General features: G+C 55.7%; 12 protein-coding genes. 3 read left to right on the top strand and 9 right to left on the bottom strand.

Annotated features, from left to right (window positions below; translation table 11 throughout):
• Window positions 1–61: 61 nt before the first annotated feature.
• Window positions 62–2,512: a glycoside hydrolase family 2 protein gene (locus tag IB237_RS11320; RefSeq protein ID WP_192488713.1), complete on the bottom strand. Its 2,451-nt coding sequence runs from the start codon at window positions 2,510–2,512 to the stop codon at window positions 62–64.
• A gap of 527 nt (window positions 2,513–3,039) precedes the next feature.
• On the opposite strand from IB237_RS11320, the gene IB237_RS11315 reads away from it, so the two are divergent.
• Window positions 3,040–4,086, top strand: a complete 1,047-nt coding sequence (locus IB237_RS11315) for a LacI family transcriptional regulator (RefSeq protein ID WP_192488712.1) — start codon at window positions 3,040–3,042, stop codon at window positions 4,084–4,086.
• Between the two features lie 131 nt (window positions 4,087–4,217).
• Here IB237_RS11315 and gndA read toward each other — a convergent pair whose 3' ends face one another.
• From gndA to ccoG, 5 genes are all read right to left on the bottom strand, one after another.
• Window positions 4,218–5,648, bottom strand: coding sequence for an NADP-dependent phosphogluconate dehydrogenase (gene gndA / locus IB237_RS11310; protein WP_192488711.1), 1,431 nt, complete (start codon window positions 5,646–5,648; stop codon window positions 4,218–4,220).
• Window positions 5,649–5,783: 135 nt separating this feature from the next.
• Window positions 5,784–5,939: a cbb3-type cytochrome oxidase assembly protein CcoS gene (gene ccoS, locus IB237_RS11305; RefSeq protein WP_192488710.1), complete on the bottom strand. Its 156-nt coding sequence runs from the start codon at window positions 5,937–5,939 to the stop codon at window positions 5,784–5,786.
• Window positions 5,936–8,257 carry a cation-translocating P-type ATPase gene (locus IB237_RS11300; protein ID WP_192488709.1) on the bottom strand — a complete coding sequence of 774 codons (2,322 nt, stop codon included), beginning with the start codon at window positions 8,255–8,257 and terminating at the stop codon, window positions 5,936–5,938. Before IB237_RS11300 ends, ccoS begins: the two co-directional genes overlap by 4 nt.
• Window positions 8,254–8,754, bottom strand: a complete 501-nt coding sequence (locus IB237_RS11295) for a FixH family protein (RefSeq protein WP_192488708.1) — start codon at window positions 8,752–8,754, stop codon at window positions 8,254–8,256. Before IB237_RS11295 ends, IB237_RS11300 begins: the two co-directional genes overlap by 4 nt.
• A complete protein-coding gene (gene ccoG / locus IB237_RS11290; RefSeq protein ID WP_192488707.1) occupies window positions 8,751–10,337 on the bottom strand; it encodes a cytochrome c oxidase accessory protein CcoG in 1,587 nt (528 codons plus the stop codon). Before ccoG ends, IB237_RS11295 begins: the two co-directional genes overlap by 4 nt.
• Before the next feature lie 130 nt (window positions 10,338–10,467).
• On the opposite strand from ccoG, the gene IB237_RS11285 reads away from it, so the two are divergent.
• Together IB237_RS11285 and IB237_RS11280 are read left to right on the top strand one after the other, a co-directional pair.
• On the top strand, window positions 10,468–10,872 hold the full coding sequence (locus IB237_RS11285) for an SRPBCC family protein (RefSeq protein ID WP_192488706.1): 405 nt from the start codon (window positions 10,468–10,470) through the stop codon (window positions 10,870–10,872).
• 13 nt (window positions 10,873–10,885) lie between these two features.
• Window positions 10,886–11,236, top strand: coding sequence for a VOC family protein (locus tag IB237_RS11280; RefSeq protein ID WP_192488705.1), 351 nt, complete (start codon window positions 10,886–10,888; stop codon window positions 11,234–11,236).
• A 46-nt stretch (window positions 11,237–11,282) separates the two neighbouring features.
• Here IB237_RS11280 and ccoP read toward each other — a convergent pair whose 3' ends face one another.
• Genes ccoP through ccoO form a run of 3 tightly spaced genes read right to left on the bottom strand, consistent with a single transcriptional unit; the run spans window position 11,283 to window position 13,045 of the window.
• Window positions 11,283–12,146, bottom strand: a complete 864-nt coding sequence (gene ccoP / locus IB237_RS11275) for a cytochrome-c oxidase, cbb3-type subunit III (RefSeq protein ID WP_192488704.1) — start codon at window positions 12,144–12,146, stop codon at window positions 11,283–11,285.
• A 3-nt stretch (window positions 12,147–12,149) separates the two neighbouring features.
• Window positions 12,150–12,302, bottom strand: coding sequence for a cbb3-type cytochrome c oxidase subunit 3 (locus IB237_RS11270; protein ID WP_192488703.1), 153 nt, complete (start codon window positions 12,300–12,302; stop codon window positions 12,150–12,152).
• Between the two features lie 11 nt (window positions 12,303–12,313).
• Entirely contained in the window at window positions 12,314–13,045 is a 732-nt protein-coding gene (ccoO, locus tag IB237_RS11265) for a cytochrome-c oxidase, cbb3-type subunit II (protein ID WP_192488702.1), read from the bottom strand.
• Window positions 13,046–13,051 lie beyond the last annotated feature (6 nt).

Here is a 13,051-nt window from a genome sequence, read left to right as displayed (position 1 = left end):
TTCACCCAGTGCAGACTAGTCACAGGCCGTTTTCATTTCAACCTGTGGCGAAAAATTGCTTTCACACGTAGCTGGAATGGAGATCATAAATGCGGAATTGCGGGGTGGAATTATCCTCGCTTTTCCGGGTTGGCGTGAAGATGATCTTGCGCACTTCGCCGGCTGAGAGATCAAACACATTGTCAGAATAACGGCCCGGTACATCGCTTTCCAGCATCACGAACAACGCAAGACCACTGGCCCGCACGCTGATTTCCACCTGACCACTGGCCAGTGTCGCCGTTTCAATTTCCAGCCCGGCCGGTCTGAACTCCAGCATCTTGTAGGTGTCAGGCACGTGATGTCCCTCGCCCGTCATGCCGTTGGAGGCAATGAAGTCCCAGACCAGAATAGCATCGGCCGGAATATCGGACAGTTTCACCTCAAGCAGTGTCGCGGCAGCATCGGTGCCGCATTCACCATTGGCAGAGCGCAGTGGAATGCGTTCGCCATCCAGCCCCATGACATAGACATTCATGTCGATAGCGACATTCTCCGCGGTGTCATTGACCATCGAGAACGCAAGTGTCTGGCCATCATCTCCGGGAATGGCAGCCACCGATACAGGCTGGAAAAACCGTCGGGCCAGATAGTGCAGTGCCTTCCAGCTGCCACCATAATCAAGGCTCGACCATGAGGCCACCGGCCATGTGTCATTCAGTTGCCAGTACAATGTCCCCATGCAGTGAGGTTTCAGCGAACGCCAGAATTCAACGGCGGTCTTGATGGCAAGCGCCTGCTGCACCTGGCTGAGATAAACAAAGTTATCGAAACTCCCAGGGAAACGGAAGTAGCGGAACATGGTGCCGGCAATCCGTTCATTGCCACCGACATTCTTCTGGTGATGCTCAATGACAGGCGACGAGATATTCATGTCCTTGTCATCGGCGTAACTGCGGATGACATTCATCGACGTATAGGACTGGAAACCGAATTCCGAGCAGAAGCGCGGACGGATCGACCGGTAATTGTCGAAGGATTTGTTCTCGTGCCATACCGACCAGTAATGCATGTCGCCGGAACCATCGGCATGCCATGCATCGCCATAATCGAGATAGCCGGATGCCGGGCTGGATGGCCACCAGATTGCCTCCGGCGCAGCTTTCTTCAAGGCGGTCTCGATGGTGCGGTTCAGCCGGTCATAGGCAACCAGATAACGGTCACGGTTTTCCAGCGGCTCCTTGAACCAGGTCAGCGCACCGACCAGTTCATTGTCTCCACACCACAGAACAATGGAGGGATGGGATGACAGGCGGCGCACCTGATAATCGACTTCCTTGTCGACATTTTCGAGAAAATCGTCTGTGCATGGGTAAAGGTTGCAGGAGAACATGAAGTCCTGCCACACCATAAGTCCAAGCCGATCACACAGATCATAGAACCAGTCCGCCTCGTAAAATCCGCCGCCCCAGACACGGATCATATTCATGTTGGCCTCAACGGCCGAGCACAACAAATCCTCTGTCTTGTCCTGCGATGTCAGCGAAAACAGCGCGTCGGCCGGTATCCAGTTGGCACCACGGCAGAAAATCTCGCGGCCATTGATGCGGAAGGCAAACCGGCTGCCCGCCTCATCCTTGTCGGTCAGCAATTCCACTGTGCGCAAACCAATTTGCCTGACAATAGTCTCGTCGGGCAGTTCAACCTTCAACTCGTAAAGAGCCTGTTCGCCACTGCCCGCTGGCCACCACAGCTTGGGATTCTCGACATGGAACACATGCCGCACCACGGTCTCGCCGGCTGAAACGCCAATATCCAGACGCAACCTGTCATCACCCAGTGACAGATGCAGCGGCACGATGACCGGTTCTGCCGCAAACAATGTTACTGCCACATGTACCTCAACGCCGCTGTCGACATGCAACTGGTGTGTCACGACATGTTCGACCCGTGCGGTGTCCAGCTTTTTCAGCGCAATCGTGCCGTAGCAGCCCAAAGGCGCAATGGCCAGGTTCCAGTCCCAGCCGAAATGCGATTGCGGTTTGCGCAGCATGTTGCCGTTGGCAATCGGCGAATTGCCAGTGTGATACGGCACGTAAAACGGCTGTTTTGCCTGCCGTTCCTCACCTGCCCGGATGCTGGAATGGAAATGAATGCGAATGACATTTTCGCCCTGCTGCAGTGCCTTTGAGACATCCGGCCGATACCGGCGGAAACAATTGTCGGCACTCAGCACCGGCGCATCATTCAAAAACACCACGGCCACCGTATCGAGATTATCGATATCCAGATACCAGGATGCATCCACCTCATTGATGGTAAAACGACGCTCCAAAATCCAGTCCTGCTGCGCCACCCATTGCACGTCATTTTCGTTGCGGCCACGATACGGGTCCGGAATGAGATCGGCAGCAAGCAGTGCAGAATGGACGTCTCCCGGCAAGCTCATGATCGTCTTGTGGGCGCCATCAGCGGAGGTCAGAGACCACTCGCCGGAAAGATCGATCATGTTTGCGGATTGGTGCGAAGTCATGGGAAGTCCTGTACTAGAATCATCAACGGATGGCCCGGTGCCAGGTGACTAACAACAGATATGGACATCAAAGCCATCCTACGACGTCCTCCTCATCGTTGGCCAACCGGGCGGAAACGTTACAGATAAAAATGCAAACAGCAAGGACGGGTTCCGCCAACGACCGCGTCCACGAGCGAATATGTGTTGCAAATCAACAGCAACGGCGGACGATCATATCGGTTAGGCGACTGTATATATTTTCAAATTAAAAAAAATATTATACAGTATTTGCAACTGGCCCTGCGAAATATGGGCGGCTTCGGCAAAGCCGAATTTTTCGGGAACAAACAAACCTGTTTTACTTAGCGTCGCGAACCGGAAAATCGGATGATTTTCGGTTTGCCCGAATGCCATACGTCTGAAATGAGGCTTGGCAGTGCGTGATAACAGGCATGGAAATACGTCGCGCCTTGCTCCGCGTTCTCTACTGGAACCGGCTTCATGGCTTCACTCTCATTCAATACCTCTACGGCCACTGATTCCAAATGAACGACAGCGTGACACCACCGGCAGCTATCACACTGGCGCCAAATGAGAGACCCACTCTCAAAACCATCGCCCAGATGACCGGCCTCGGTATAACCACCGTGTCGCGAGCGCTGAAAGACGCGCCGGATATTGGCGCCGATACCAAGGAACGTGTTCGTCTTATTGCCGATCAGATCGGCTACCAGCCAAACCGTGCCGGCGTTCGCCTCAGAACCGGCAAAACCAACGTAATCGCTCTGGTGCTCAGCATCGAAGAAGAGCTGATGGGTTTCACCAGCCAGATGGTGTTCGGCATTTCTGAAGTGCTGGCGGGAACACAATATCATCTGGTGGTCATGCCGCATTCCCACAGCAAGGACCCGATGGGACCGATCCGTTACATTCTTGACACCGGCTCTGCCGATGGCGTGATCATTTCGCGTATCGAGCCGAAGGATGAGCGCGTGCGCTTGCTGACAGACCGCAAGATGCCCTTTTCCACCCACGGCAGAACGGACATGAATATCGTTCACCCCTACCACGACTTCGACAACGAGGCTTTCGCTTACGAAGCCGTCAAGAAGCTGGTCGAAAAGGGTCGCAAACGCATCTCCATCCTGTTGCCACCAAAAAAACTGTCGTTCCACGATCATGCGCGGGGCGGATTTGAGCGAGCAATCAAGGACTTCGGCATCAGCGAAGTGCCGATGGATCACGTGACCATCGAAACCAATCTTGAGGAAACCCGCAACCACGGCGAACAGCTAATGCGCTCAGCCACCCCGCCGGATGGTTTCATCTCGATCAGCGGCAGCTCCACCATCGCGCTGATTGCGGGTTTTGAAGCAGCCGGCAAAAAGCTCGGTGTCGACTTCGACATGATTTCAAAACAATCCGCCGAGTTCCTGAACTGGATACGTCCGGAAATCTACACCATCAATGAAGATGTGCGTGAGGCGGGCCGCGAGCTTGCCAAAGCGGTTCTGGCCAGCATTGCCGGCAATCCACCGGCCCAGCTGCAAAGTCTCAGCAAACCGGTTTGGTCGCGCGCTTTCCCAGACTGAAACCGCGACAGTTCAACATCTTCAAAATCGCAATAAAAATGGCCCGACAAGCGGGCCATTTTTCTATCTAAGCTCGATTTTCCAACAGGTCGTTCTCCTGGAAGCGATAATCGCACCCAGGAGAAATCATATTAGAATATGTCAGCACCGCTGCCCCATGGGCCATGGGGCTTATCCACGCCGTCGGTGCGCTCAAAGCCATGTGCGCCGAAGAAGTCGCGCTGTGCCTGGATGAGGTTTGCGCTGCCGCGGCCACGACGGTAAGCGTCGAAGTAACCAAGCGCCGATGCCAGTGCCGGAACCGGCAGACCAGACAGCGTTGCATAGGATACAACCGAACGCAGCGACTTGTCGGTGTCCTTGACCATCTGCGCGAAGGCAGGTGTCACGATGAGGTTTGCAACATCAGGATCCTTGGTGAAGGCCGATGTGATTTCATCGAGGAACTGTGAACGAATGATGCAACCTGCGCGCCAAATACGGGCGATGGTTGGCATTGGCAGGTTCCAGTTGAACTCCTTGGACGCCGCAGACATGATGGCAAAGCCCTGCGCGTAAGCACCGATCTTGGCGGCCAGAAGCGCGCTTTCCAGATCAGCGATGAACGCCTTTTTGTCAGCAGGTGCTGGCAGAACGTCCGGCAGGCCGAAAATCTTCTCGGCTGCAACGCGCTCGTCCTTCTGCGACGACAGGATACGCGCAGCAACAGCAGCTTCGATAGCCGTGGCAGCAACACCCATGTTCTGCGCTTCGATAACCGACCACTTGCCAGTACCCTTCTGGCCAGCCTTATCGAGGATAAGGTCTACCATCGGCGTGCCGGTGATCGGGTCTGCTGCGCGCAGCACTTTTTCAGTGATTTCGATGAGGTAGGAGTTCAGGCGGCCCTTGTTCCAGGTCGCGAACACGTCAGCGATTTCAGCTGCACTCATCTTGAGGCCATCGCGCAGGATGCCGTAGATTTCGGCAATCATCTGCATGTCGGCATATTCAATGCCATTGTGGATGGTCTTGACGAAGTGGCCTGCGCCATCATTGCCGAGCCATGCAACGCACGGATCATCATTGTACTTGGCGGAGATCGAGGTCAGAACCTTCTCAACGCGCTTCCAGCTGTCTTCCGTGCCGCCAACCATGATCGAAGGACCATGACGTGCGCCTTCTTCACCACCGGACACGCCCATGCCGATAAAGGTCAGGTCAGTGTCTTTCAGGGTGTCGAAGCGGCGAATCGTATCACGGAAATTGGCGTTACCGGCATCGATCATGATGTCGCCATTGGCCAGATGCGGCTTCAGGATTTCCATCTGCTGATCGACCGGGTCACCGGCCTTGATCATGATGATGATCGGACGCGGCGGACGAATAGCAGCGACGAATTCCTCGATTGTTTCGCAAGGAATGATCTGGCCCTGCAATTCGCCGGCTTCAGCGTAAAATTTTCGTGTTGCCTCCGGGGTGCGGTTGAATACGGCAATCTTGTTGCCCTTTTCTGCAATGTTCAGGGCAAGGTTAGAGCCCATGACACCGAGACCGATCAAACCGATTTCTGCCTGTTCCACGGATGTGCCTCCATCTTTCGTTCAATGGCGCATGTTGTGGCACTGTAAATGGAAAACGGCAAGGCTGGACATGAACGAAACGATTATATTTTGATGACGAAAATCATCTTTGCGTTCAAATAAGGCAGGCAAATTTTACTTCGCCGGGTGGTCGTCTCCGTCATCCAGCGCCCGCCAACCGGCCCCATCCATGTCTTCATACTGGCCGCTTTTCAGCGACCAGAGAAACGCGAAAAGTCCCAAACCGCCGAGAAACAAGGCAACTGGAATAAGAAACGAAAGCATGTTCATGCGAAACGCGCTCCTTTTTCCGCGCCATTAGCATCGTCCGTTTTGATATTGCGATTGCTGCTGGCAATATCGGCCTGTGCAGTATTTGCAAGGCTGTTAAGACGTAATGCGTTGGCTACCACGATAATAGATGAGGTCGACATGGCAATGGCGGCAATCATCGGCGTGGCGTAACCGGCAAGCGCAATTGGTACCGCAATGATGTTGTAGCCGATGGCCAGTGCAAAGTTCTCGCGGATCAGCCGTCCGGCCTTGCGCGATGCCTCGACCGCAAACGGCACCGCACTCAGATTGTCCTGCATAAACACGAAATCTGCGGCCTGTCGGCCAATATCCGCCGCCGTTGCCGGCGCAATCGACACATGGGCTGCGGCAAGTGCCGGGGCATCGTTGATGCCATCGCCCACCATCAGCACCTTCCGGCCCTGTTCGGCAAGCTCGGTGCAGCGGGCGGCTTTCTCGGCTGGAGCAAGTCCAGCATTCCACTGCGTGATTCCGATCCGCCGCGCCAGTGTTTCAACCGCTGCCGGACGATCGCCTGAGACAATTTCGCTTTGCATGTGATCGCCAAGCAGTCTCGAAACGGCTTCCGCCGCGCCAGGACGAACGGTATCCTCAAAGCGGAACTGCGCCAGTTCACGGCCATCGAGCGACAGCACCACTTCAGACGATGCAAAGTCACTGTTCGAATCACCTGTCGTGTCAGGCAGCGCAAAACGTCTGCTGCCGAGACGATAGAGACCATCAGCGGTTTCCACCTCAACACCGGCACCGGGAATTTCACGACCACCGGCAAACACCGGCAACGGGCCATCCACCGAGCGGGCCAAAGCCTGCGACAGCGGGTGCCGCGAATTGACGGCAATGCCGGCGGCGGTCTTCATCAGCGAAGGTGTAATCTCACTGGCATTGACCAACTGTGGCCGACCAAGTGTCAGCGTACCGGTCTTGTCGAACAAAACCATATCTGCTTCGGCAAGGCGCTCCATCGCCGAACCATCCTTGACCATGATGCCATGTTTGAACAGCCGACCAGCCGCAACCACCTGCACGACCGGCACCGCAAGACCAAGCGCACAAGGGCATGTGATGATCAGAACGGCAATGGCAATCAGCATGGCCTGTTTCCAGTCGCCGCCGAACACGCCCCAACCAAAAAAGGCCGTCAGCGCCAGCAAATGCACGACCGGCGAATAATATTGGGCAGCCCGGTCAGCCAGACGGCGATAACGCGCCCGACCACCTTCGGCAGCCTCCATCAGGCCGATGATTTCCGACAGGAACGAATCCCGTGCCAGCGCGGTTGCCTCGATTACCAGTGCACCGGTCAGATTAAGCGTACCGGCCTGCACCGCGTCACCCTGACGGACTGTCAAAGGCGCGCTTTCGCCATTGACGATAGACACATCGAGATCGCTGGTACCGCTGAGGATACGGCCATCAACCGGCACGCGGTCGCCGGCAGCAATGGCAATGTAATGGCCCGGCACGATATCCGTCACTGGAAGATATTCACGCGAACCATCCTGCATCAGCACCGTGGCACCACGCGGTGACAGGCGTGCAAGCCCGGCAACGGCCGAGCGCGCCCGGTCGCGCATGACGTGGTCCAGCGTGCGGCCAATCAGCAGGAAGAACAGCAGCGATACGGTAGCGTCAAACCAGGCGTGTGCGCCGCTGTGAATGGTCTCCCAGACCGACACCGAATAGGAAAGCGTGATGGCCAGTGCAATCGGCACGTCCATATTGGTGCGGCCATGCTTCAAGGCATTATAGGCCGACTGGTAGAAAAAACGGCCGCCATAAATCAGCGCCGGGGCCGCAATCAGCCCCGAAATCCAGTGGAACATGTCGCGGGTCGAGGCATCGGCACCCGACCAGACAGAAATCGACAACAGCATGATGTTGACGGCTGCAAAACCGCAAAGGCCAACCGCGCGGATCAACTGGTTGCGCAGCTCATCAGAACTGTCTTGCAGCGATGTGAACAGATGCGTTTCATATCCGGTCGAGGCCACCGCCTGCGCTAGAATGACCGGATCGGTCTTCACGCCGTCAATTTCTTCCTTCCAGACGATGGAAACACGCTTTGAAGACAGGTTGACGCGTGCCTTTTCAACCTCGGCCAACTTTTTCAAAGCGCCTTCGACGGTCGTGATGCAGGCACCACAATAAACACCGGGAACGCCGAGATCGGTCTGGCGCAGCCCCTGCCCCAGGTCCCGGCTTGCCAGGAACAACTCTTCCGATGAAGGCAGGGTTCGGTTGAAACCGGCCTGCTCCAGCGCGCTTTCTGTACCCGGTGCACAGCAGCTCATTGCACGTCTCCCGCTACAGCAATGCGTTCACCCTCATGCACGATGACCTTGCCGTCTTTCATGGCAATCGCCTCAACGATCCAGTGACCGCCGGGAATGTCATGCTGGCCAGAGAATACACCGGTTTCCGCCTTTTGCAGTTCCATGTCGAAATTCTGTTTTTCACCGACCGGACGGCGGAAATGCAAGGTCACGCTGTCGGTATCGATGGCACCGCGTTCAGGATGCGAAATCTCGTAGCGGGCAATATCGTTCTTGACCTCAAGCTTGCCGATGATACCGGAGGCAGCACGCGCCTTGGCAGCCGCCGCCTTGCCGTTGAACTGCTGGCTTGCCACATAGGTATTGGGCACGACAAGACCGCTCCAGCTGGTCACCGCATTCCAGGCCATGGTGACGTTGACCGAGATGATAGTTCCGAAAAACAGAACCATGATTGCAAGCATATGCCAGCCGGTAAAAACGAAACCCTGTTGTTTTTGTTGTTCAGCACTCATTTTTTAGCTCCCGGAGCAATAAAGACGGCCTTGTAATGGGCAGTTTCGTGAATTTCATTGTCAATCGCAATGAAATCGAAGTCTTCTGAGGTTGAAGTGATCGCCTTGCCCGGCAGCGTCACAAACACTTTCAGCGTCGTGACTTCGTCCGGCTCGACCATAACGGTAAAGGAGCGCGATGGCGCATCCTGCACACCGTTGATCTTCATGACCGCTTCCGGCACGCCTTCGATCGACAGCGTGATCTGGCGTGGCTGCGGCACCATGTTCAACAGACGGACCGTGTAGCCGTTACGGATCGAACCATCCGATTCCAACACATATTGCGGGTTTCTGTCATGCAGCACGTTGACCGACAGACGATCACGGGTCGCCAGCGCAAACAGCATGGCCAGACCGACAGCCGACCAGATGCCCATGTAAAGAAGGGTCCGCAGCCGGAAGATGATACGCCAGTTGAAGTGCCTGATGGCATCCACGAACTTGCCATCCTGATCACGAATATTCGATGGCTTGATCGGATGCGTGCTGTTGCCGGTTGCCAGCTCCATATTGGCTTCATATTCGCTGAGTGTCGCATAGGCGATCAGCCCGCGAGGCTTGCCAATCTTGTCCATGACGCTGTCACAGGCATCGATGCACAATGCGCAGGTAATGCATTCCAGCTGCTGCCCGTCCCTGATATCGATGCCCATGGGACAGACGGCAACACAGGCATTGCAGTCCACACAATCTCCCACCGGTTCCCCGGCGGCAATCAGCTTTTTCGAATGGCGTGAGCGTGGTTCACCGCGCCAGTCATTATAGGTCACCACAAGCGAATGTTCGTCGAGCATTGCAGCCTGAATACGTGGCCACGGGCACATGTAGGTGCAGACCTGCTCGCGCATCAGGCCACCGAAAATATAGGTGGTGGCAGTCAGCGTAGCGACGGTCGAATAGGCGACCATGGCGGCTTGGCCCGTCATGAACTCCATCGCAAGTGTTGGCGCATCGGCAAAATAGAAAATCCAGGCACCACCGGTCGCAACACCGATGACAAGCCAGATCGAATGTTTGAGCAGGCGCTTGCGGATCTTGTCAAAGCTCCAGGGCGCAGCATCCAGCTTCATGCGGGCATTTCTGTCACCTTCGACCGCCCGCTCGACCACCAGAAAGAGGTCGACCCAGACGGTCTGGGGACAGGTGTAACCGCACCATGCACGCCCAACTGCCGACGTGATGAGGAACAGCCCGAATCCGGCCATGACCAGCAGGCCAGCCACATAAAAGAATTCCTGCGGCCATATCTCGATGAAGAAGAAGTAGAACCGGCGATTGGCAATATCGATCAGAACAGCTTGATCCGGTGCATAGGCACCACGGTCCCAGCGGATCCATGGCGTCAGATAATAGATGCCGAGCGTGATCAGCATCACGATCCATTTGAAACGGCGAAATTGCCCCTCAACCCGTTTCGGAAAGATCTTCTTGCGGGCTTCATACAGTGGCTGGCGAATTTTGGCGGAATTGACAGGTAAAGCGTCAAGCTGTTCGACATTCGCGGGCCGACTGCTATCCTGCTCGGCGTTGTAGAGGTTCATGGGGCAATATCCAGATTTCTGTATTTGCCTTTTCTCATTTCGCAGCCGTTTCATCCTTGACTTAAGTCAAGCATGGACAAAGTGGCGCATGTGGCAGGTTTGAACGTCGCCCCGCAGCAAGGAGACCGCAATGACCGATAGTATGACCGCAAAGATCGTGCATTTGACGATTAACCGCCCATGGACAGCCGTTTATGCGTTCGCGTCCGATCATTCAAAAATGCCATTATGGGCAGCGGGCCTGGCCAGCGGCCTTACGCCGCAGGGTGACGATTGGATTGCTTCCGGGCCACTCGGTGATGTCACGGTGCGATTCGCAAAACCAAATGATCTCGGCGTTATCGACCATGTCGTCACCATGCCGGATGGCCTGGAAGTCTATAATGCCCTCAGGGTTACGCCAAACGGCGACTGCTGCGAAATCGCCTTTACCGTCCTGCAGTTGCCCGGCATGAGTGATGACGACTTTAAAAATGATGCGGAACTCGTCTACAAGGATCTGATAACGCTAAAAAAATTACTGGAAACAACCTGATTGGAGACCTGCCGTGGCCGGTAAAAACAACACCATCAATTACGTCGAATTCAACGTCAGTGACATCGAAGCGTCCAAGGCCTTTTATGGCACCGTATTCGGCTGGCAGTTCAAGGATTACGGCCCGCAATATTGCGAGTTTTCCGATGGCAACATGACGGGCGGTTTTACCACAACGGCACCGGTCAAGGCGGACGGTGGCGCATTGGTCATTCTTTACGCCGATAATCTGGAACCAACGCTGGAAGCTATCAAAAAAGCTGGCGGCACCATTGTCGAGTATATTTTCGAGTTTCCCGGTGGTCGCCGTTTCCATTTCAGGGATCTGGACGGTTACGAACTGGCCGTCTGGACCGCAAACTAAAAAAGGGCCGCGAAAGCGGCCCTTTTGTCATTGTCTGGACGGGTGGTTATTCACCACCACCCAGCGAGTGCACGAACAGTGCCAGCTGCTTGACGGTGGCGTCGCCAAGGCGCTCGCCCCAGGCAGGCATCACGCCATGCTTTGGTGCGCGGACCTGTGCGGCAATGCCGTCTTCGCCCTCAACCTTCAGCCAGATGGCATCAGCAAGGTTTGGTGCGCCAAACTCGCGGTTGCCCTTGGCATCTTCCCCGTGACACGAAGCACAGTTGTCGGCAAAGATCTGCTTGCCCGGTTCAACCATGCTGGCATCACGCGGGGTGCCGGTCAGGCTGACGACATAGGCCGCAACCTGCTTGATTTCCTGCGACTGCAGCATGTCGGAATAGGCCGGCATTTCCGACAGGCGTGTATCGTCATCATCGGCAAAACGAATACCATGGGTAATCGTTGTGTAGATGTCGTCGGCGCTACCGCCCCACAGCCAGTCGTCGTCGTTGAGGTTGGGGAAGCCTGCGCCACCCGAAGCACCCGAACCATGGCACTGGATGCAGTTGACCTTGAACGCGGCAGAACCGCCGGCAACGGCAAACTGCAGCAGCTCATTGTCGGCCCGAATGTCGGCCAGCGACGATGCGGCAATCTTGTCGAGATAGACGCTCTGCGCCGTCTTGGCTTCCACCATTTCGCCGGCATAGTCAGCGCGGCTGCTCCAGCCAAGCAGACCCTTGGTGTTTTCAGTCAACAAAGGCCATGCCGGATAGGCAATCGTGTAACCGATTGCCCAGATGATCGTCAGGTAAAAGCACCATACCCACCAACGTGGCATGGGGTTGTTCAACTCACGAATACCGTCCCATTCGTGACCGGTGGTTTCCACGCCACTTATTTCGTCAATGTGTTTTTCCGACATATCCTAGTCCTCCTTGAGAGGAATATTGGCTGCGTCCTTGGCCTGCTTTCCGCCGCCGGGACGCAATGTGAAGAGGACGACCGCAAGAAAGAACAGTATCATGGCCAGCAAGCCCCAACTGTCCGCGAAGTGACGCATGGCTGTGTAGGTTTCCATGTCATCTCTCCTTAGCGGTAGCCAGCGGCATCGTCGTAGGTCGAGAAATCGACCAGCGTGCCGAGCATTTGCAGATAGGCAACCAGAGCATCCATTTCCGTCAGCTTGGCAGGGTCGCCGTCGAAGTCACCGAGCTTTGCCTTGGGATAGCGCGCTTCGATACCTGAAGTGTCCGCATTCGGATCAGCCTGGGCGGCAAGATCGGCAGCGGCGTTTTCGATCATCTCGTCACTGTATGGAACGCCCACGGCACGGTTGGCCTTGAGCTCCATTGAAACGTCGGTGATCTTGAGCGGTGTTTCCTTCAGGAAGGAATAGCTGGGCATCACCGATTCCGGCACGACAGAGCGTGGCTCGACCAGATGCTGCACATGCCATTCGTTTGAATAACGGTCACCGACGCGGGCCAGATCTGGCCCGGTGCGCTTGGAACCCCACTGGAACGGATGGTCGTACATCGATTCAGCGGCAAGGCTGTAGTGACCGTAACGCTCGACCTCGTCGCGGAACGGACGGATCATCTGGCTGTGGCAGGTGTAGCACCCTTCACGAATGTAGATGTTGCGTCCGGCCAGCTCGAGCGGCGAGTAAGGCCGCATGCCCTCCACCTTTTCAATGGTGTTTTCGAGGTAGAAAAGCGGTGCGATTTCAACGATACCGCCGATGGAGACCACAACGAGTGATCCCACCAGAAGCAATGTTGCATTACGCTCGATGACGCCGTGTTTATCAAGAATAGACATCGTCAA

Origin of the sequence: Agrobacterium sp. AGB01 (assembly GCF_014851585.1) — a bacterium.
In the GTDB taxonomy this organism is placed as follows: domain Bacteria; phylum Pseudomonadota; class Alphaproteobacteria; order Rhizobiales; family Rhizobiaceae; genus Agrobacterium.
This window is presented reverse-complemented; position numbering and strand designations above follow the sequence as displayed.